The 20,214-nt window shown below is 61.7% G+C and carries 17 protein-coding genes; 7 read left to right on the plus strand and 10 right to left on the minus strand.

All coding sequences use genetic code 11. The features are described 5' to 3' along the window. Window positions 1-29 precede the first annotated feature (29 nt). The 3 genes from VGY55_05175 to VGY55_05185 all read right to left on the minus strand — a co-directional run bounded on the left by VGY55_05175 (window position 30) and on the right by VGY55_05185 (window position 3,370). Window positions 30-1,235 carry a PrsW family glutamic-type intramembrane protease gene (locus VGY55_05175; GenBank protein HEV2969363.1) on the minus strand — a complete coding sequence of 402 codons (1,206 nt, stop codon included), beginning with the start codon at window positions 1,233-1,235 and terminating at the stop codon, window positions 30-32. Window positions 1,236-1,609: 374 nt separating this feature from the next. Next, window positions 1,610-3,175 (minus strand): carboxypeptidase M32, encoded by a 1,566-nt coding sequence (locus tag VGY55_05180; GenBank protein ID HEV2969364.1) that lies wholly within the window; start codon window positions 3,173-3,175, stop codon window positions 1,610-1,612. Window positions 3,176-3,193: 18 nt separating this feature from the next. Next, window positions 3,194-3,370, minus strand: coding sequence for a hypothetical protein (locus tag VGY55_05185; protein HEV2969365.1), 177 nt, complete (start codon window positions 3,368-3,370; stop codon window positions 3,194-3,196). A gap of 372 nt (window positions 3,371-3,742) precedes the next feature. On the opposite strand from VGY55_05185, the gene bshB1 reads away from it, so the two are divergent. Further along, window positions 3,743-4,432, plus strand: a complete 690-nt coding sequence (bshB1, locus tag VGY55_05190; protein HEV2969366.1) for a bacillithiol biosynthesis deacetylase BshB1 — start codon at window positions 3,743-3,745, stop codon at window positions 4,430-4,432. Window positions 4,433-4,451: 19 nt separating this feature from the next. On the opposite strand, the gene VGY55_05195 is transcribed toward bshB1, so the two are convergent. From VGY55_05195 to VGY55_05215, 5 genes are all read right to left on the minus strand, one after another. Then, window positions 4,452-5,084 (minus strand): hypothetical protein, encoded by a 633-nt coding sequence (locus tag VGY55_05195; protein HEV2969367.1) that lies wholly within the window; start codon window positions 5,082-5,084, stop codon window positions 4,452-4,454. Between the two features lie 883 nt (window positions 5,085-5,967). After that, window positions 5,968-6,201 (minus strand): hypothetical protein, encoded by a 234-nt coding sequence (locus VGY55_05200; protein ID HEV2969368.1) that lies wholly within the window; start codon window positions 6,199-6,201, stop codon window positions 5,968-5,970. Between the two features lie 446 nt (window positions 6,202-6,647). After that, entirely contained in the window at window positions 6,648-6,989 is a 342-nt protein-coding gene (locus tag VGY55_05205) for a hypothetical protein (GenBank protein ID HEV2969369.1), read from the minus strand. 379 nt (window positions 6,990-7,368) lie between these two features. Then, window positions 7,369-8,127, minus strand: a complete 759-nt coding sequence (locus VGY55_05210; protein HEV2969370.1) for a hypothetical protein — start codon at window positions 8,125-8,127, stop codon at window positions 7,369-7,371. After that, window positions 8,124-8,648, minus strand: coding sequence for an RNA polymerase sigma factor (locus VGY55_05215; GenBank protein HEV2969371.1), 525 nt, complete (start codon window positions 8,646-8,648; stop codon window positions 8,124-8,126). The genes VGY55_05210 and VGY55_05215 overlap by 4 nt, the downstream gene beginning before the upstream one ends. Before the next feature lie 140 nt (window positions 8,649-8,788). Here VGY55_05215 and VGY55_05220 point away from each other — a divergent pair, with 140 nt between their 5' ends. After that, a complete protein-coding gene (locus VGY55_05220; GenBank protein ID HEV2969372.1) occupies window positions 8,789-9,667 on the plus strand; it encodes a DUF5658 family protein in 879 nt (292 codons plus the stop codon). A gap of 80 nt (window positions 9,668-9,747) precedes the next feature. Here VGY55_05220 and VGY55_05225 read toward each other — a convergent pair whose 3' ends face one another. Further along, window positions 9,748-10,995, minus strand: coding sequence for an aminotransferase class V-fold PLP-dependent enzyme (locus VGY55_05225; GenBank protein HEV2969373.1), 1,248 nt, complete (start codon window positions 10,993-10,995; stop codon window positions 9,748-9,750). A gap of 261 nt (window positions 10,996-11,256) precedes the next feature. Here VGY55_05225 and VGY55_05230 point away from each other — a divergent pair, with 261 nt between their 5' ends. The 3 genes from VGY55_05230 (at window position 11,257) to xerC (ending at window position 13,827) form a co-directional block, all read left to right on the plus strand. Continuing rightward, on the plus strand, window positions 11,257-12,447 hold the full coding sequence (locus VGY55_05230; protein ID HEV2969374.1) for a hypothetical protein: 1,191 nt from the start codon (window positions 11,257-11,259) through the stop codon (window positions 12,445-12,447). Between the two features lie 121 nt (window positions 12,448-12,568). After that, the gene (locus VGY55_05235; protein ID HEV2969375.1) at window positions 12,569-12,808 is read left to right on the plus strand and encodes a hypothetical protein; all 240 of its coding nucleotides are present in this window, start codon (window positions 12,569-12,571) and stop codon (window positions 12,806-12,808) included. 119 nt (window positions 12,809-12,927) lie between these two features. Then, on the plus strand, window positions 12,928-13,827 hold the full coding sequence (gene xerC / locus VGY55_05240; GenBank protein HEV2969376.1) for a tyrosine recombinase XerC: 900 nt from the start codon (window positions 12,928-12,930) through the stop codon (window positions 13,825-13,827). A 187-nt stretch (window positions 13,828-14,014) separates the two neighbouring features. Here the strand turns inward: xerC and VGY55_05245 are convergent, their stop codons facing one another. Further along, the gene (locus VGY55_05245) at window positions 14,015-15,247 is read right to left on the minus strand and encodes a DUF1573 domain-containing protein (protein ID HEV2969377.1); all 1,233 of its coding nucleotides are present in this window, start codon (window positions 15,245-15,247) and stop codon (window positions 14,015-14,017) included. Between the two features lie 427 nt (window positions 15,248-15,674). Between VGY55_05245 and VGY55_05250 the strand changes: the two genes are divergently transcribed. Further along, window positions 15,675-18,125 (plus strand): thioredoxin-like domain-containing protein, encoded by a 2,451-nt coding sequence (locus VGY55_05250; protein HEV2969378.1) that lies wholly within the window; start codon window positions 15,675-15,677, stop codon window positions 18,123-18,125. A 418-nt stretch (window positions 18,126-18,543) separates the two neighbouring features. Further along, a complete protein-coding gene (locus VGY55_05255; GenBank protein HEV2969379.1) occupies window positions 18,544-19,902 on the plus strand; it encodes a serine hydrolase domain-containing protein in 1,359 nt (452 codons plus the stop codon). Window positions 19,903-20,214 lie beyond the last annotated feature (312 nt).

Below are 20,214 nucleotides of genomic sequence, written 5' to 3' on the forward strand. Positions count from 1 at the left end.
GTTGACCCACCACGGAAGTGACGGACTCGTCAGGTGGGCATGGCGGCCGCGCGGGTGCTCGTGGCGATTGGATCCGACCGCCGCATGGTTTCGATCTGGAATGCGAACCAGCCAAACGAGACGACTGCGGCCACCAGCGCAAGTGCGTCCATGTCTTTCTTCAAGAGCGTGTCGTAAAGGCCGTGCAATGTCATTGCAATCGAGATCGTCAAGACAAGCTCGAAGAGCATACTATACCACTTGTCTGCTGCATCAATGCTCTGCTGCCGGTTGAACATCGTTATGCCGACGGAACCGGCCCAGATCGAGTGCAATGCCACGCACGACAGAAATCGGACAGCGTAAATCGACGCGGGAGAAACGCCGTTGTACGTGTTGCCGGAATACATGATCCCTTCGGCAATTCCGAAGCCCATTCCCGATGCCATCCCCCATAGACAAATGCTCCGCCAGTTGTTGGCTGGAGCGCGTCTTTCAGTCGCGAAGTGCTTGATGCGAAAGAATAACGGCAAGCACTTGCAAAGCTCCTCGCAAAGACCGACTCCCATCGTATAGCCGAAGAACGACAACAAAAAACCGTTGCGGGGATCGTCGGCGCACTGATACGAGAAGCCGATGAACTTGATAATGTAGAAGATGACCGCGCGAAGGCCGAAACCAATGTAGATTTGTCCGGCCGTTGACTTTGCCGCGAGCTGCACGCCCAGTAGCAGCAAGACTCCGACGGTCGCCGTCAGCAATCCGATTCCAAGGAGCGGCAGGCGCTGGACCATGGCCGTGGGAAATGCCGTTGCGACGATCGCGAAAAAAATGCCAGCAGCGAGAATTCCGAAAAGCCAATGGAGCTTGCTATCGCGCGGAAGAAACGCGTCGCGAAGTCGGTGCTCCGGTAGAACGTCAAATATGTCTGCTTTCTCCGGAAGCGACTTGAGTTGCGGAATGATCTCGGGATGCTCTTTGACGGTTGCAATTAACTCCTCCTCGACCGAAACCCGCGATTGAAACGTCGAAATCGCCAGCGGAACGAGGGCCAGGAGGAGGACGATGTAGAGATAGTCGCGAACGCCACGAGACTGCCCTCCCGACTTGAGCGAAGGTGCCAGCTTGCCGGTTCCCCCATGAGGCCGCGAGCTACCGGGGAACGCCGCGCGAGCTGCCGGGGCAGACGGACTCGGCGGCGCAAGCGAGGGTTTGCTTCGAGTCTCCGTGCCGCTCGGCTTCACCGGGCTTGACACCACCGGAACGTCGCCGGCTCCTGGAGCGCCAGATCGATTTGACGGTGCCGTCGAGACGCTGGCTAGGGCCGACGGGGTTGAAGATGGCGGTAGCCTCGTGACCAAAGGAATTGCAAGGATCCCACCGCATCCCGGGCAACGCCCCTTTTTCCCCGCCGCCGAGTCAGGTGCCTTAAGCGACTTGCCGCAGGTGCAAACTACCTCAATGCTCATGGGTCGGTTATAGCTTGCGAATGAGGGTTTCGCAATTTATTTCGTCGCGGAGGAAGAAATATGGTCGAGAAAGAAAACGGTTTGGGAGTCATAGGATTGACGCGCGGAGTGACGAGCACACTTGCTGGCACGCGACCCCCGCGCCACCCGGCCTCTCGCCTCTAGCCTTTTGCTTCCGGCCCCTGAATCCCATACAGCGGACCGAACTTGCCGTACAGATGCTCCATCAAAGGCTCGTGTGAGAGGGGGCGGCCGGTGACGCGCTCGATTAGTTCCGGGGCGGTGTAGCGGGAGCCGTGTTCGTGGATTTGCCGCTGCAGCCATTCGCGGAGCGGCGCGAATTCGCCGCGGGCAAACTGCTTGTGCAGGCCGCCGAGGTCTCGATCGGCTTTGGCGAAGAACTGCGCGGCGTAGAGATTGCCGAGCGAGTACGTCGGGAAGTAGCCGACCAGGCCGGCGCTCCAGTGGATGTCTTGCAGAACGCCTTCCGAATCGGTCGGCGGCGTGATCCCAAGATAATGCCGGTATTTCTCGTTCCACGCCACGGGCAATTCGGCCACTCGCAATTGATCGTCCAACAGCGCTTGCTCCAGCTCGAAGCGGATCAGGATGTGCAAGTTGTAAGTGGCCTCGTCCGCTTCGACGCGGATCAGCGACGGCCGCACGTCGTTAATCGCGAAGTAGAATTCGTCGAGCGAAACTTTGCCGAGCGCCGCGGGAAAAGCGCCTTGCGCTTGCGGATAGAAATAATCCCAGAATGCCCGGCTGCGGCCGACGAGGTTCTCCCACATCCGCGATTGCGATTCGTGAATCCCCAGCGAAACGGCGTCTCCCGGCGGCAGCCCGAAATGTTCCGCGGGCAGGCCTTGATCGTAGATGCCGTGCCCCGCTTCGTGCAGGATTCCAAAAAACGCGCCGGGGAAATGATGCTCGTCGTAGCGCGTCGTGATCCGGCAATCATGAGGGCCCAGCCCGGTGCAGAACGGATGGGCCGTCACGTCGAGCCGCCCGCGATTGAATTCGAAGCCGACTCGCGCCGCCGCTTCCGATCCGAATCGCTCTTGGGCGTCGCGCGGATAATGCCGGGTGAGAATGTCGACATCCGGCCGATGGCTGCTCGCGGCAATCGCCGCCACCAATGGTACCAGCCGCTCGCGGAGCGCCGCCAAGACCTTCGCGACTTGCGAGGTCAACGCCCCCGGCTCGAAGTCGTCCAGCAGAGCGTCGTACGGTCGCTCGGGATAACCGAGCGCCGCGGCCTGCTCGCGCTTGAGCCGAAAGGTCTTTTCCAAGAGGGGCTGAAACGATTTGAAATCGTTATTGGCCCGGGCCGGCACCCAAGCCTGCTGCCCGAGCACGGAGGTCCGGGTCAGCTCTTCGACGAGCGCCTGCGGCAACTTGACGCGCTTATCGTATTGCCGCTTCAACTCGCGGATCGTCGCTCCTGAGACGCTATGTTTGTCGGCGGCCAAAGGACTGTCGAGCAATTGAGCCAGCCAATCGCCGACGCGCGGATCGGTCCGCCGCTCGTGAATCATTCCGGCGAGGAGCGTCATTTGCTCGGCCCGATAGGGACCGGCTGCGTCCGGCATCATCGTCCGCTCGTCCCAACTGAGCAGCGATTCCACCGCGGTCAAGATGGCGGCTTCGCGCGAGTGCCGCACGAGTTGATCGTAGATTGCGTCGTTCGAGTTCACCATATCGCGAGCGTAATCGCGATGCGGCAAAACCGCAAGCGGGCAGCGCTAGTGCACGCCGAGATCGTGCTCGATCTCCTGCGACTTGGTGCTCACACCGTCGTAGTTTCCGTCGCCATGGCTGGGCCGGAGATTCTGATTGTTCTTGGCGAATTCGTCGTTGAAACCCTCTCCCATGATCGTGGCCCGCTGCGACTCGGTGCAACCGCCGATGAGCAACCCCACGGCACAAACCAAAATCGAGAGCCAGCCGGGCTTTGGGCGCGCGTTAGAGCCAATCCGAGAACCGCCTGCGGAGAGGGGGACAGTCCCCTTTTGTTCCGACGACCATCGAAGCGATGGTGCCCGCACAAAAGGGGACAGTCCCCGGCGGTTCTCGGATAGGCTCTTAAACATCGGAAATGGCAACGAGAGATGGTCGGGAATGAAGATTCGAGAATTGGGCCAAGACTGTCGCAAATCGTTCGTTCTGTGTCCAGGCCAGTTGCCGAAAATGATCGCTTCGACCAGGATGGATGAATAATCTGGCTCATCCGGGGGCTAACGCCGCCCGGCTCATCATGTGGCTAATGCCGCTCTGGTCATGCGAGTAATCCCATGCTTGACGTGCTGGTTGTCGCCCCGCATCCGGACGACGCGGAGCTTGGCGCCGCGGGGGCGATTCTGCGGTTGAAAGCTCACGGCCGCCGGGTCGGCGTCCTCGATCTCACCAACGGCGAGCCGACGCCGTTCGGCACGCCCGAAATCCGGGCCCGCGAGACGGCCGCCGCGAGCGCCGTGCTGGGGCTCGATTGGCGCGAAAATCTGGGGCTGCCCAACCGCAGCCTCGAGCACACGCTCGCGGCCCGGCATCGTTTGGCAGCCGTGTTTCGCCGCGAGAAGCCACGGTGGATCTTCGCACCGTATTGGGTCGATTCCCATCCCGATCACGTCGCGGCAACGGAACTCATCGAGGCGGCCCGCTTTTGGTCGAAGCTCACGAAGACCGATATTCCGGGCGAGCCGCATTTTCCCGAACGCATCTTCTACTATTTCTGCGTTCATCTGCGGCTGGCAGTTCCGCCCGCGTTCGTGCTCGACATCAGCCCCTTTTGGGAGCAAAAGCGGCGGGCGATCGAATGCTATGAAAGCCAGTTCATTGAGGGCCGTCCGCAAACACCGCCGACCTTCATCGATCGGCAACGCGATCAGGCGGCCTATTGGGGTTGGTCGATCGGCGCCAGCTACGGCGAGCCATTCGCCAGCCGCGAGCCGCTCGGCGTGAGCGGGATGGCGGAGTTCGTGTAGAGGCAACTCAATCAGCGAATCATCGCCCCGGCGGGCCCGGCATCGTGATCCCGCGCTGGGCGGCACGGGACTGCATCAGTTCCCGGTAGATAGTCATTTGGGCTCGTGAATCTGCCGGGATGGAAGACAACATCTGATTGTGGAAATTCTTCCACTGGTTCGGCCCGCCCTGCGGCCCGGGAAATCCGCGCGGCGGACCGCCATTACCGGGACCGCCAGCCTTGCTCATCTGCTCGAACTGCTTTCTCATCTCCTGCATGCGATCGATGTCTTTGTCGATTTCGGCCATCAGCTTATCGGGCGGCAAGGCGAGAGTATCCTTAATATGTTGGTTTTGCATTCCTCCCATTCGAGGGCGACGTTCTTCCCACAACTTCTTTTGCATCTCAGGGGGCAACTCCTGCATCTTTTTCATCGCCTCGCCCATGAGCGCGAATCGGTCCTTATCGGCGAGCTTGGGATCGCTCATCTTCTCGCCGAGCGCCCGCAGTTCCGCCAGCCGAGGATCGGAATCGAAAACACCGAAGGCCCAGGCCATGCCGACTCCGATGAGCAGCACGAGCGTGACCAACAAAGCCCAACGCCCTTTGGTCATCCGTTTCTTCTTCGGCAGATCGTATTTTGCGACGGTCGCGACGCGTCGGTTTGGCAACGTTCGGCTAGGAGAAATCATGGCTCGTCAGCGCCTCCATTGAAATAAACGGGATCGGTCAACGCGTCGAGGTACATGCTATCCGCCACAAAACGCACCAACATCTTATCGCATCCGTCCGTCGAATTGTAGTCCAGGCCCAACAATAGTTTAGCGCGGAGCCTTCGGCGACGGAAACTGAGCGATCTGCCGTCGCCGTTGGCTCCGGGTTAAACGAGGCAATTGGCCGACGATCAGCCGCGATCCCAAGCCGCGTCCGGAGCGCGAGCGAACTCGGGGCCACGGTCGAAACCTCTACCACCGCGAGGCCCGTCCCGTTCGTCATCGTCGCCGAAGTCTCTTGGACCGGGGAAGCCGCGGAAGCCATCGGGACCTGGACCGCGGAAGCCGCCCCCCTCCGGGCCGAAGCCGCGCCGTTGCGGGCCGTCGGGGCCGCGCCCGCCGCCGGGTCCCCTCGGGCCGCCGAAGTCGGGTCGGCGACCGAGTCCAAAGCCGTGCGGCGGGCCAGGAGGACCATCATGTCGCGGCCCGTCATCGAAACCGCGCGGACCTTGAAAACCGGCAAAACGAAAGCCGGGACCGAAGCTGCGCGGTTCATACGGTGGGCCATCTCGACCCGGGCCGCCAAAGCCGCCCCGCGCCCACTCGGGACCGCCAGAGCCAGGTCCGCGACCGTCAGGAGGGCCGAATTCGTGTCGACCTCGGCCGCCAGGACCGCGCGGGCCGGAAAAGCCCTCGGGACCAAAGCCGCCGGGAATGCCCGCGAAATGTCCGACCTCGGGTCCCCCGCCAAACCCACTCCCGCCGGCGAAACCAGCGGGGCCGCCGAAGCCGCGATCCAGATCGCGACGACCTCCACGACGCGGCCCGCGGGCAAAGTGCATCAGACCATCAGGGCCGCGGGGACCAAAGCCGCCGGGACCGAATCCACGTTGCGGACCGCGACGACCAACCGGACCGTCCCAACGCATATCGGGAGGGCCTTGCCAACTTCCCATTGCGTTCGGCCCAGGAACATCGGCCGGACCGACTCCTCGGCGCGGCGCGCGGTCGCGCCCTCCCGGCCAATCGGCACCGTCTCGCGGAGGACGACCAATCGGTCCGCGCTCGCGACCATCGTCGCGCATCCGCGCAGGTGCGCCGCTGCGGGCGCCGGCTCGATCCCGTGGCCCGTTCAAGCGACCGTCTGGATCATCCCAATCGGCTGCGGGACGAACGCGACTGTGGCTTGCATCTGGGCTATCCCAATCGGCAAAGCTGTAGGCACCGTCGGCGAATCCGTTGGAACTTCTTGCCGCCTCGCGTCCGCCCGGCGGCGCGTTGTCACCAGGACCGGCCGGTTCATCAGCCCGGAGCGCGGTCGACGTCAACATTGGCGCCGTCAGGATCACCGCGGTCCCCAGAAGCACGCTCGTCAGTTTGGTCATGGCATCCTCTTAGGTTTGAAGGCCGGTGAAACAACTGGTCCTAGTTGTTTCCGAAAACGCAGGAGTGCCCCGCCTCGTTCGCTCGACTCTACCGAACTAAACTCCCGACCGTCCGAGTTTATTGCAGCCATTCGCGTCAAAACGAGGTGTCGTCTTGACCGAGCAGCTCGGAGACACGCCGATCTACGATCTGCTGCTTGCCCTGATTGCGCTTGTCGATCGAGTCGCGGATGCGCTTGATCTCGTCCTCGAGCCGTTTTAGTTCGAGCGTCCGGCGCTCCTGGCGGGCTTCGAACTGTTTGGTCACCACCTCATCGAGTTTTTTCTTGATCTCGTCGCGTTGGTCCTTGGATGCCTGGCTAAATTGCTCCGCCAGTTCGTGGCTCTGCCCGTCGAGGCTGAAATCGAGTTGCATCAGCTTTTCCATTTCAGGATCGCTGGGGCCCATGGGACCCATTCCGCCCATCATGCCTCTCATTCCCGGCGCACCTGGCATTCCTTGCGGCCCATATCGGCCGGATCGAGGAGAGACCGGCGGCGAAGCCGGACCTCGGCCTTGTGCGTACGGATTATTTTCCGCGCGCGGGGACGCGGACGGATCGGCCGGCACGAAAGGCCCGCGATCACCGCCGCGCGGCGGCTGGAATTGCGGCGCAGGCTGATCCTCCGCGACAAAGTTCTTCTCCGGATTCGCTGGTGGCGGGTCTGCCGCGCAAACCAAATTCAGGGCATAAATACTTGACGCTGCCCCGAGCAGTCCAATCAACATCCAATTGCGAATTTTCATATCGTTTGCTCCCGAAGAAAGGATTCTTGACTACTTGCTCTGCGCACGAGGCCGACGGGCCAAGGCGCGCTCAAAGACGCCCTTGCTGAACTTCGTTCTCCAGTTTATCGAGTCCGCTACGAATCACGCTCACGCTGTTCGACTGACCATACCAATCGTGCTGCGCCAGAGTCGTGGCTTGGCCGACTGCCGTGATCTCGTCGTCCACCGTGTCTCCCCACGCCAATCGATCGACCGTCGAGTTCGTTTGTCGATCGGCTTGATTCGACGTGGCCGTCTCTCGGTTCGCCGACAAACCACGATCGGCGGGCGACTTCGAGCTTATCCGAGAACCGCCAGCGGAGAGGGGGACAGTCCCCTTTTGTTCCCGACCATCTGGCGATGGTGCCCGCTCCACAAAAGGGGACTGTCCCCGGCGGTTATCGGATAGGCTCTTCGATAGACCATTGTCGCGAGCCATCTGCAGTGAGTTTGGCTGAACGGCGCCCGAACCGTCGAGTGAGCGCACTACAACGGTTGCTCCGGCGGCAACCAGGATTGCCATCGCGACCGAAACAGCAATCCAACGGGACCATGTGGCCCGATTCCGCTGCGGCGCCGCGCCGCAAATCTCGAGACGCTTCTCGGCTCGCGCCGCCGCTACTTGTGCCACCCTCACTCTGTTAACGAACCCATCGCCGGAAGCCTGTTCCTCTTCAATCAGTTTGCAAAGCCCCAGCCAGCCGTGGCGGAGCGACGCCGTCTCGGCATCCAAGTCGGCCGGCGCTTCATCCGGCGGCGCGGTCGCTCGCTCGAGCATCGTGTGCAGTTTTGTTGGTTCGAGCTTCACGGTTCTTCCCCCTCGAATTGTTTTCGCAACGATTGCAGCCCGCGGTGACAATGGCTGAGCGCCGTGTTCAATGGACAACCGAGCGTTTCGGCGATTTCATTGAAAGTGAGCTGTCCGAAGTAGCGCAGCAGCAAGGCCCGGCGCTGGATCGGCGTCAGTTGATCGAGTGCTGCATCAAGTCGCCGCGTGGCTTCTAAACTGGCTGCCTTGGCGCTCGGGTCGCTGGCCGCGGTCGCCGGCTCGCCGATCTCCCAGATTTCATCCCCCAGTTGAAATTCCGGTCGAGTGCGGCGAAAGCGATCGCAGGCCACTCGGTCGGCAATCTGAAGCAGATAGGCGCGGGCCGATCCGCGCTCCTCGTACCGCTCGTGCCCCTGCCAAGCCCGACAAAAAACTTCTTGCACCAAATCATCGATCCCCTCGAGCCGCCCGACAATCCCGCGCAAATACCCGCGCACGGCCCCGCCATGCTCGTGGACCCACGCGGCGACGCGGTCGGACTCGACTGATTCTTGCACCATCGTTTCCATCGTTATAGGGTAAACGCCGGAACCGCGGCGTTTATTGCGGGTTTGATCCGTTACGCCGGGATTCCGGCTTGCTGCATCGTCGGACTTTGCAATAATTGGCGTCCTTCAGCGATAACTATCTTGTGAGAACGATGCACTGCAAGAATCCGGGTCGAACCGACCGTCGCCTGCTAGCCGCGGCTGCCTTGGCAGCGCTGGCCGGCCCGCTCATGCTGGCGCCGCTGGCAGCGTTCGCTCAAGCAGCGTTCGCTCAAGCAGCGGTCGCTCAAGCAGTGATCGCTCAAGCAGCGATCGCTCGGAATGGTCAGCGATTTGAGATTGGAACCGGTCAACCGCCGGCACCTTTGGCGTTGAACGGAGATTCGGCCGGCACGGCGCTCGGCGGCTTGACCCCGGGTTATTATCGGCGGCATTTTCAGCGCGGCGCGGACTCGTTGGACTACTCGCTGGACCATTCGCTGGACTACCGTATCCGGCGCATTTCGCGCGATTTGGACCGGCTCGATCGTGATCCTGACTTCCCGACGTTGGCGCGTCCGCTCGTTCCTCCCAGCGGCGAGGCCCACTCCATGGCGAGTGATCTCGTGCCGCTGCCGTTCCGAGTCATGAGCCTTCTGAGCATCGCGTTGGCCGCGGGAGGGTTGGCCATTGTCCTCTGCAATCGTCCTGAGTTAAACGGGATCCGCGGAAAGAACGACAGTCGTGACGCGCGGCGAACTTTGGTCCGGTGTGTGGTCGTGCTGCTCGTTCTCAACGCCGCCGATCTGGGGTTCACGTCGTTCTTGGTGCCGTCCGGCGCGTTCATCGAACTCAACCCGCTGGCCGACATGCTGACGAACTCATTGCCGATGCTCATTGCCGCCAAGTCAGCCGTGATCGGCGCATGCGCAGTCTTATTCTTGGCCTTCTGGCGCCACCAAATCGCCCAACTCGCTTCGTGGGGCGCGGCCGCCACCTATGTGCTCTTGGCGATGTGGTGGGTGATGTATTTCCACGCCGCGACAAGCTGAGCGCTGAAGCGCGATGAATTCAGCGCGGAAAGCAGGACCAAGAAAAAAGAATCCGCGCAGCCGCACCGGGCAAATCGCGTCTATCGCGCGGTTCTTGCCAGGCTCGGCGCGGCGACGGAGTGGACCGGCTCGCGCTCGTCGGCGACGGCTTGCAGCACGGTCGCCAGCCGCTCGAGTTCGTGCTCGGGCATCTGCGTGTAGAACGGCAGATAAACGATCCGCGGGAGAATGCTCTCGGCCATCGCCGCGCGCTGAGCAGGGCGATCGGCTGGGGGCTCGACCACGCACATGCTGTGGGCCGACGATCCGTCGAAGCCCGCTTCGCGCATCGCCGCGATCAACCGCGCGGAGTCATCGGCCAGTACGGGCAACACCCAGTAAGTGTGTTCATCCGAGGCATGCCCAGGCGAGACAAAACTTCCGTCCAACAGCGCAAGCAAGCGCTCGCCATACTGAGCGCGGTGGGCGATCCGCGCGGGATCGAATTGCGCGATCCGCCGCCGAACGAGCGCCAACAGCGGCGCCGACGGCTGCCGACGGATGCGGCGGAAGAAATCCGGTCCGGCGAATCCACGCACCGCTCCATTGACAAGTTGGTCGGGATCGCGCCCCATGGCGCGCCACGAGTGAAACACCGTGGCATACATCGGCCGCGTCGAGAGGAACTTCATTCCCGCGTACTTCAGCACGCGGCGAAGGTAGGCCCAGCGGCTCTGCCGCGGCTGCTCGGCCAACAGCCGTCGCATCGCGGCGACGACTTGCGGATTGCGCACGCGAAGTAGCCCGCCGCCGAGCGAGGTGGCCGTCTTGATTGGCCCGAAGCTGAACATCGAGACGTCGGCCTCCGGATGGCCGGTGAAATCGCGCCCCACGAAGGCCTGGGCGCAATCTTCGACCAACAGCAGGCCGCGCTGCTGGGCAAATTCGGCGATCGCCTCGAGCGGCTGTCGCGTGCCGAACAAGTGGGCCACCAGCAGCGCTCGCGTCCTCGGCGTGACGGCTCGCTTTAGCGAGTCCATTTCGATTGCCAAGTGATCCGGATCGATATCGACCGGCACCGGCACCAACCCATGGTCTTCAATGATCCGCAGCATGTCGGGGATCGTGATGGCCGAGACCAGCACCTCGCTGCCGCGCGGCAACGACACGGCTGACAGCCAGAGATCAAACCCGCTACGGACCGAAAGGCAAGCAATGCTCTCCTGGTGGCAGTCCCAAAGCCGCTCCAGCCGCGCGGCCAGCACCGCGCGTGGTCGCGGCACGAGGCAATTGGCCAGCGCATACGTCAGATCGAGCCAATGGATGTCAAGTCGCTTTCGAACCCACATCGCCGTCTCCCGCGATCACTGCGCCGAAAGTCACGATGGCCGCCCGCTTCGCCATTCTCCGCTACTAGCCGGATTCATGCAAGCATCCGAGGAATGAATCGACTCGCTGCAAAGTCAACCAGCATTTATTCGCTTAGGCGCCAAAAAAATTGGAGCGGCCCGATTGAGTTTACCGATAATGCGGACGCTGCTGGATGCCAGTTTGCGCGGCTACCGGCGGGAAAAGGGGGGAATCCTTTTCCGAAACGATATGGCCTCTTCATGATGCGCCTGGCGATCGCCTGTGGCGTCGTGATTTTGGTGACCGGCTGCGGGCTATTGCCTGAGGTCGCGCATCAGCCCACGATCCACAATCCGTTCCCCCAGCTTACCAAAATCGCCGTCGCGCCGTTTGTCAATCTCAGCGCCGAGCCGACGGTTGACGGTCGACAATTCGGCATCGCGTATTTCGGCGAGTTGCAGGCGATCCAGGGTTTCGAGGTGGTACCGATCGGCGTTGTCGAAGCCGCGATCCGCGAGAACCATATCTCATTGAACACGCCGGCCGACGTACGCCGCTTAGCCCAATTGCTCGAAGTCGATGCGGTGGTTCTCGGCGCCGTGACCGACTATTCGCCGTACTATCCACCGCGGTGCGGATTGCAGGTCGAATGGTACGCGGCTAACCCCTGCTTTCACCCCATCCCGCCCGGTTATGGGCTTCCCTGGGGAACACCCGCCGAGGAAGACATTCCCGAGCCGCTCGTGATGGAAACCGAGATGTCGCTCGCCCGCGAGCAATTGAAGACCCAAACGCCCGACTATAAGACCTCGAAAGATGCTCCAGTGGCGGCTCCCGCGGAGCGCGCTAGGCCAGCGCGGCGGGCTGATGGAGTGTTGCTAGCGGGGGGCGAATCGGCGGGCGCGCGGCAGTCGGCCGATGGCGCTCAAGCCCGCGCCGACGGCAAAGCAAGCGCACCCGTAAATCCCAACCCGACTGGTCCCGACGCAACTTCCGTTTCCGCAAGCCGAACGCGCGCCGCCGGGGAAACCATTGTGCCGGGAGATCATGGCATGGGATCAATGCTCGTGCCGCCGGTGGCTCGAAGCGTTCTTGTGGGCGGCCCGGAAATCGGCCTTTCCGGCTTGCCGCCCGATTGGCCCGATCCTCGGGGGCTGGTGCCGCCGCCGCCGTCGCGCCGTCGCCCCGGCTGCTTTCCGACCAGTGAGCCGGTGCTGCGGCACACGAAGATGTACAGCGGCACCGATCCAGACTTCACCGCGGCGCTGTCAAACTATTCCACCTTCCGCGACGATGCCCGATTTGGCGGATGGTCCGGCTACCTGCAGCGGAGCGAAGACTTCATCCGCTTCTGCTGTCACAAGCACATCGCCGAAATGCTCACGGCACGCGGCGGCGCAGGCACAACGCGAGTATTGTGGCGCTGGCCCGACAGCCGATATACACCGTGAGGATGCACCGGATGGAATGAAGCAGCACGAATGAAAAATGAAGATCGGATCGACCTCTTCTTTTTCGTGCTTCGTTCCGCCTTGACAAACCACCGCCGCCGGGGAAGGAGCTTCACAGGCCGTGTCAGACGACATCAATGTATTGGCCTTGGTCAAAGGGGCGGAGCGCTATGTGTTCCTCTATGACGACGCGAGCCGCGCGGAAACGCTCCGCGCGCTGGGCCGCTACGCCTCGAACCCCGAGCTGAGCTTCACCTGGTACGACGCGGCGGTGCTAAGCCAAAAAATCCGCCAAGGCCTCCCGGAGCAGAAGCACTTCCCCGAGCGCCGCTTTAACCTCCCGCTCACGAGCGAAGACTAGAAGTACCAAGTACATAGTACGAAGTACAAAAACTGGTAGCGGAAGCCTCGGCGCTGGCGCTCTTGATCCGTCGCGCCGCACGAATCTTCTTTCGTACTCTGTACTTCGTACTTGCACTTATGCAGACCTCGATTGCCCGATTTCTGCAATACCTCTCCGTCGAGCGCAACGCTTCCGATCTGACGATCAAGAGCTATCGCGAGGATCTCTCGCACCTGATCGAGTATCTTTCGCAGTCGCACGGTTCGGTTCCGAAGCCCGCGACGATCAGCACGGCCGACCTGCGCGGCTACGTCTCGGGGATGCACGAGGCGGGCTACGCCAAGACTACGGTCTCGCGACGATTGGCGTCGCTGAGAAGCTTCTTTCGTTTCGGCCAGCGCGAAGGATGGGCCGATACAAACCCCGCCAAGCCGCTCCGCAATCCGCGCAAGCCGCGGTCGCTCCCTCATTTTCTCTCGACGGACGATCTTGGCCGACTGCTTGAAGCGCCTCCTGCCAGCGACCGGCAAGGGATCCGCGATCGGGCCATCCTCGAGACGCTCTATTCAGCAGGGCTCCGCGTGAGCGAGCTGGTGGGGCTGAACGACGACGACGTCGATCACGCCGCCTGCGTGCTGCGCGTGCGCGGCAAAGGAAAACGCGAACGATTGGCGCCGATCGGCTCGTTTGCCATGAAAGCAATGAAGCGCTATCTGGCCGTGAGGCGGTTGGCCGCGGCGCTCGCGCGGAATCCGGCGCGGCCGCTGTTCGCGAATCGTTTCGGTCGCCGACTCACGACGAGGAGCGTCGGCCGAATGCTCGAAAAGTATCTGCGTGCTACAGGGCTCGACCGCCGCACGACGCCGCACACGCTTCGCCATAGCTTCGCGACGCATCTACTGGACCGCGGAGCCGACATCCGCAGCGTCCAAGAGTTGCTCGGGCACAAGAGTCTGGTCACGACGCAGATCTACACGCACGTGAGCACCGCCGGGCTGCGTGCCGCGTATGAACGAGCGCACCCACGGGCGAAGTGAGCATGGCCGACGCGGACAGTAGCCGCGGCCGACGCGGCCAGCGTCGGTACCGTTACTAGTGGAGTATCAATGCTGAATTGACGGGTGCCATGGCCACTGCCCTGAGTGGCCATGCCTCGTTGCGGCTCATACCCACGCCGAGCCGTGGGCATGGCACCCTACGTGTCAAAATAGCTTTGAAGCTCCACTAGATTCCGCTCTTCGTGCTAGTGGACGAAGCGCGGAAGGGGTTGCCGCGGCTCGGAATTGCTGGCGATGCCGTGGCCGGCTGGACGCTTGGAGATGACGGCTTCTGGTCGGCGCCGGCCTTTTCGCTAACCGGTTTGTCGTTGCCCGTTTTGTCTGCAGTTGCTTTGTTGCCAGTAGCGGGCTTATCGGCCGCGGTCTTGTCCGCCGCCGTGTCGGTCTTATTGGGGGCGACGTCCGCCGGATGCTCCACGCCCTTCACTTCCGCTTGCGCGACGACTTCGACCACAAAGCTCTTGCCCAGATCGGTCTCGATCCGAATCTTCTTGGCGATCTTTCCCGCTTTGTCTGGGGCGGTGAAAGTAACCAGAATAAATTGCACGGCGCCGGCCGCCGTGGGCACTTTGAACGTGAAGGCGTCGTCGTCGCAGTGCACGGCCGTCACCATGAATGGCCGCCGGCCGCGAACGACGATCGGTTTGGTCGCCGTCTTTCCAACCTCGACGAGTCCCAGGGCCAGAGATTGAGGGCTGGCGCTCAATTCGGCCTTCACCAACCCCTCGACCTCCACCGGGAACTGTGTAATCCGCGGGTCGTTCGTCACCAAAACGAGTTGATCCTTCAAGTAGCCTGGCGGGGCATCTTTCTTCAAATGCACGACGAGGTCGTAGGAGACTTTGTCGTAGGACCTCGAACCGTCCTTCACCTCGACTTCGTAGTTCGAGTTGACGCTCCGCACGTCGAGAATCTTCCAGTCGCTCGAGCCGTAATGGTTGACGGTGACTCGTCGCTCGACCTCCTGCCCTTGGTCGATCGTGCCCAGTTCAACCTGCTCCGGCTGGAGCTGCAACTCGCCGCGAATGTCTCCGAAGACTACAAATTGCACGGTCGCGTAAAACGGTTTGTCGAATGTCACCGTGATTGTGGCCTGATGGTTGCCGGTGAAACTGCGAGTATTGAATTTGGCGACGATCTCGCTCTTTTCGTAGGTCTTCAGATCGGATTTTGTAACTTCCGGCGTCGTGCAGCCGCAACTCGACGACACCCCCGCCACGTGAACGGTTTCCTGGTACGGGTTTGCAAACTGGAATCGGTACTCGACTTTCGCGTCACGGGCGACGGTGCCGAAATCGTGGCTCGACTCTGTAAACATCTTGCGGGCCCAATCCTCGGCCATGCCGGCCGACGAACCGAGCAACACGAGCAACAGCGCGCTTAGCAAATGACGTTGCACGGACCCCAATCTCCAAACGGCGTGAAATCTAGCGCATGAAAGCATCAATGTGGATGGTCACTCGTCGGGCGCGGAATCGAACACCGGCTGGCAAGCTGCGCAAGTCACGTGGTTGCGCAAATCTATGCGTCATCAGCCGATATGTCAACTTCGGCCACCTGCCGGGATGCCGACCAGTCTTTTGCGATAATTCGGACCGCCTAATCGGCAATCCGAAATCTTTTTTCCAGGCTTACCATAGCTGTTGGTATCCGCGGAGTGCGCAAAAACCGCATATCCAGCATCACTTGCGAATCAAGCTGTCGGCGGAAGTCGGGAGAACGTTCACGGTAGCAACTGTGTGGCGTGTAACATTATTATCGGATAGGATGACTCAAATGAGCGGGCCATTCGGCAACTGGCTAGCGTCCAATGGAGGGCAAGTCCAATGGTAGCTTCAGTTTTTGGGCGGCTTGGGCGAAGGCGGATTAATGGCTTCCGGATCGTCGTGCCGCTGTTGATCGGTTGTCTGATCGGCTGTGGCGGTGAACCGATCCCACAGAGGGCGGCAGCACAACAAATCGCCGCGGTGCCCCCCGGCAACATTGGGGATGCCGGCTCTGCCACCGCGCCCGATCCGGCCGGCGATTCAGTAAAGGATCGATCGCGTGCGGCCGACATCGACGGTCGGCGCCCATCGGCAAAGGGCTCAGCCGAGTCGCTCCGGTCGGAAGAAGAAGAGCAGGCCGTCCTTGACCAGCTCTTTGCCCAGCGGAAATTCCGCGCTCCCTCGCTCGATGCGGGCGCCGCCTGGATCAACACGGCCGGCCCGATCGATTTGAAAGACCTCCACGGCAAGTTCGTGCTGCTCGACTTTTGGACTTTCTGCTGCATCAACTGCATGCACGTCCTTCCCGAATTGAAGCAGCTAGAAAGGGACTATCCCAACAATCTCGTCGTGATCGGCGTTCATTCGGCCAAGTTCGAGGCCGAGCAGGATTCCAAGAATATCACCGAGGCCGTGCTCCGTTATGAGATCGAGCATCCCGTGGTGAACGATCCACACCAGGCCATTTGGGAAAGCTACGAAGTCCAAAGTTGGCCGACCATCGTGCTGATTGATCCGGAAGGCTACGTGCTCTTCAAGAACGCTGGCGAGACGAAGGCCGAAGTACTCGAGAATGTGATGAGGAAACTGATTCCCTACTATCGCCAGAAGGGGCTGCTGAGCGAAACGCCGCTGCGCTTCGATCTCGAGCGCTACCGCGCGGCGCAGACGCCGCTCCGTTTCCCCGGCAAGATCGTGGCCGATGAAGCTGGCGACCGGCTCTTCATCTCCGACAGCAACCATAATCGGATCGTCGTAACCCATCTCGACGGCACGCTGCTCGATGTAATCGGCGCCGGCGACGTAGGCAAGACCGAAGGCGACTACAAGACGGCCCGCTTCAACCGGCCGCAAGGGATGGCGCTGGCGGACGACCTGCTATACGTCGCCGATACGGAGAATCATTTACTGCGCAAGGTCGATCTCAAGCTCAAGCAGGTGGTCACGATTGCCGGCACGGGGCGGCAGGGGGAGAACGGTTGGCCCGGCTGGCATCAGAGCGAACGATCGCCGTTCGATATTGGAGAGGAGACGAAGCCGCCGCTGCGGTTTGTCGGCCCGCCGCGCGCGACCGCGCTCAGCAGTCCGTGGGATTTGGCGATCCGCAGAAGGGAAAACGGCCGGGCCACGCCACCCGTTGTGAAGTCATCGGAGAAAAAGGGGATTGCTCCCGTCTCCACAGGCCGTTCTCCGGCAGTCGCTGGCGATCTGTTCATCGCGATGGCTGGCACACACCAAATCTGGAAAATGCCGCTCGACGAAGCCGAGATCGGTCCGTTTGCAGGCAACAGCCGTGAAGACATCGTCGATGGCCCGCTCTTGCCGCGGCAGCCGTATGCGGCGGGCTTTGCGTCGTTCGCGCAGCCGAGTGGACTGGCGCTTGACGGCAATCGGCTTTACGTCGCCGACAGCGAAGCCAGCTCGATCCGCAACGTGCCGCTGGGGATCGGCGAGGTCCGCACGGTCGTCGGCACCGCCGCCTTGAGCCACTCGCGGTTGTTCACCTTCGGCGATGTCGATGGCGAGGCGGGCAAAGTGAGGTTGCAGCACCCGTTGGGCATCGCTTTTCACGACGGCAAGGTCTACTTGGCCGACACCTACAACAACAAGATCAAGGCGATCGACGTTTCTCGCCGCGTCTGCAAGTCGCTCGTCGGCAGCGGCGAAGCCGGGCACGATGACTCAACCAACGCCGGCGGCGCGGGCGCCACCTTCAGCGAACCCTCCGGCCTCTGCTATGCCGCGGGAAAGCTGTACGTGGCCGATACGAACAACCACCTGATCCGGACCGTCGATCTTGAACACGACTTCCGGGTCGCAACGTTGCAAATCCCCGGCCTCTCGGCGCCCGAGCCGCGAAATACTCCCACTGCGAGCAAGCCGAGTTTCAACGGGGCCGAACAGGTGCAATTGCCCGAAGCGATGGTCAAGCCAGCCGACGGAGCGATCCGCCTGGCCATCAAGTTCACCTTGCCGGCGGGCTACAAGATGAACCCGCTCGCCCCGCTGCGTTATTATCTTGAGGTTGACGGGGCGACCGGCCCCATCGATCGCAACTCGCTCGGCAAGCTCGAGCAGCTCGACCATCCGACGACCGAGTTCGAGATCAAGGTGCCAATCCAACAATCCAACGGCCGCGACACGCTCCGGCTCTCGATGAACTATTACTACTGCCAAGAGCGCGCCCAAGGCCTCTGCAAGGTCGGGGCGGTTGAATGGACGATCCCGATCGCGGTTTCCAGCGTCGCCGCCGCGCCTTCGATCGAAGTGCCGCTGGAGGTCACTAAATAGTTGCAGGCGCCGCTCCGTTACCAAGTGTCGCGATGACTTGCCATTCGAGGCTCAACCGATCAGAATTGATTAATATTCCGACACGAAACTCCTGCACGTAATTCGACGAATGGCGACCGAAGAGATAACAATCCGCGTTGACCCCCAAGCGGCCCGTGCTTACCGAGAAGCATCGGTGGATGAGCGGCGCAAGCTCGATCTTCTCCTCAGCTTGCGCCTCCACGATGCGATGCAGCCCAACGGATCTCTGCAAGAGCTTATGCGCGACATCAGCCGCCAAGCGCAGCAACGCGGCCTAACGCCTGAAATCTTGGACTCAATGCTCCATGAGTCCTGAGTTCCGATTTGTCTTCGACACCAGCAACACGGTGTCTGCCTTGCTGTTCGAGCACTCCGTGCCAGGTAAGGCGTGGTAACCATGTGCGCTAATTCGCAAAGCCGACGCCAATTCTTCGGGGCTGCCGCTGGAGTTGGAGTTTGCGCGATCGGCGTACAAGCCCGCGCGCAGGACGATATTTCCGCCGGTCCGCCAAAGTCGCCCGGCGAAGCGCTGCCGATGACGGGCATTGGCCCGCCGCAACTGGCCGCGTACGACAAGTTGATGCTGTCGTTCATGCGCGAGCACAAGCCACCGGGGGCGGCGCTGGCGGTCACCAAGGCGGGGCGGCTGGTCTACGCCCGTGGGTTTGGCTATGCCGATCGGCAACGGCGCGAGCCGGTCGAGCCGACTTCGCTGTTCCGGATCGCCAGCTTGAGCAAGTCGCTCACCTCCGCGGCCGTCTTTCAGTTGGCGGAGAAAGGGCGGCTCAAGCTGGATGCGAAGGTGTTTAGCCTGCTGCGGATCGCGCCGTATCTCGCGCCAGGCGCGAAGATCGATCCCCGGCTGCGCGAGGTGACCGTGCTCGATTGCCTGCACCACGCCGGCGGCTGGGACCGCGACAAGGGCTTCGACCCGATGGCCGCCGAAGCCGCCGAGCAAATCGCCAAGGCCCTCAAGATCGGCCTGCCGATTCGTCCCGAGCATATCATCCGCTACACGTTCGGCCGCAGGTTGGATTTCGATCCGGGCAAGTCGTTCGCGTACTCGAATTTCGGCTACTGCGTACTGGGGCGCGTGATCGAAGAGGCTTCGGGACAGAGGTACGGCCAATATGTTCAGAAGGAGATTCTCGCGCCGCTCGGCATCCGTCGCATGAAGCTGGGGAAAAATCTTTTGGTCGATCGCGCACCCGGCGAAGTGCGATATTACGACAGCGGCAATCGCACGGGCCGAGCCATTTCGGGGCCAAGGATCGGCCAGCAGGCGCCCTTGCCCTATGGCGTCGAGTGTATCGAGACAATGGACGCCAACGGCGGCTGGATCGCGTCGGCCGTCGATCTGGTGCGATTTACTTCGTCACTCGACGATCCGCGCCAGTGCCGGGTGCTAAGCGAAAAGAGCATTCGGGAGATCATGGCGCGGCCAGCCGGGGTGCTCGGCTACGCGGCCAACGGCAAACCGAAGCCCGATTTTTACGGCTGCGGCTGGGAAGTCCGCCCGGTGAACGTCGAGCGCGGCAAGTGGACCAAGTGGCACACCGGAGGGCTGGCCGGCAGTTCGACCCTGATGGTCTGCCGCAACGATGACATCGATTGGGTCGCTCTGTTCAACTCCGACGGCACGCGCGACGGCAAAGCGTTTGCCGATTTGATAGACCCCCTATTGCACGGTCCAGCCGATCAAATCAAGAATTGGCCGGAAGGTGATTTATTCGACAAGCTGCTGACCGGCCGTTGATGCAACCTGATCGCGTTCCACATTTCCAATCGTTGCGGACGTCGACCGTCAGATTCGAGAAATCCCTATCGGACACGCTGTTATTCGCGCGTACACGGTCGCGATTCACCGTCCCTGACAGGGCAAACGTCACGATCTTATTGTCGCCGACGATCTCCCGCTGGTGCGCATTGAGCCGGCCGACGGAGTCAGCTTCTCCGCTCGTAATTGGCGGAACAGATATCGGAGCTATTGCATTGGTATCTCGCCGGATCATTGCCAAGCGCTCTTCTAGCGGCGTATCATGGAACCTTGCCGCCGCCGATTGCGATC

It is taken from the genome of Pirellulales bacterium (genome assembly GCA_035939775.1).
Classification (GTDB): Bacteria; Planctomycetota; Planctomycetia; order Pirellulales; family DATAWG01; genus DASZFO01.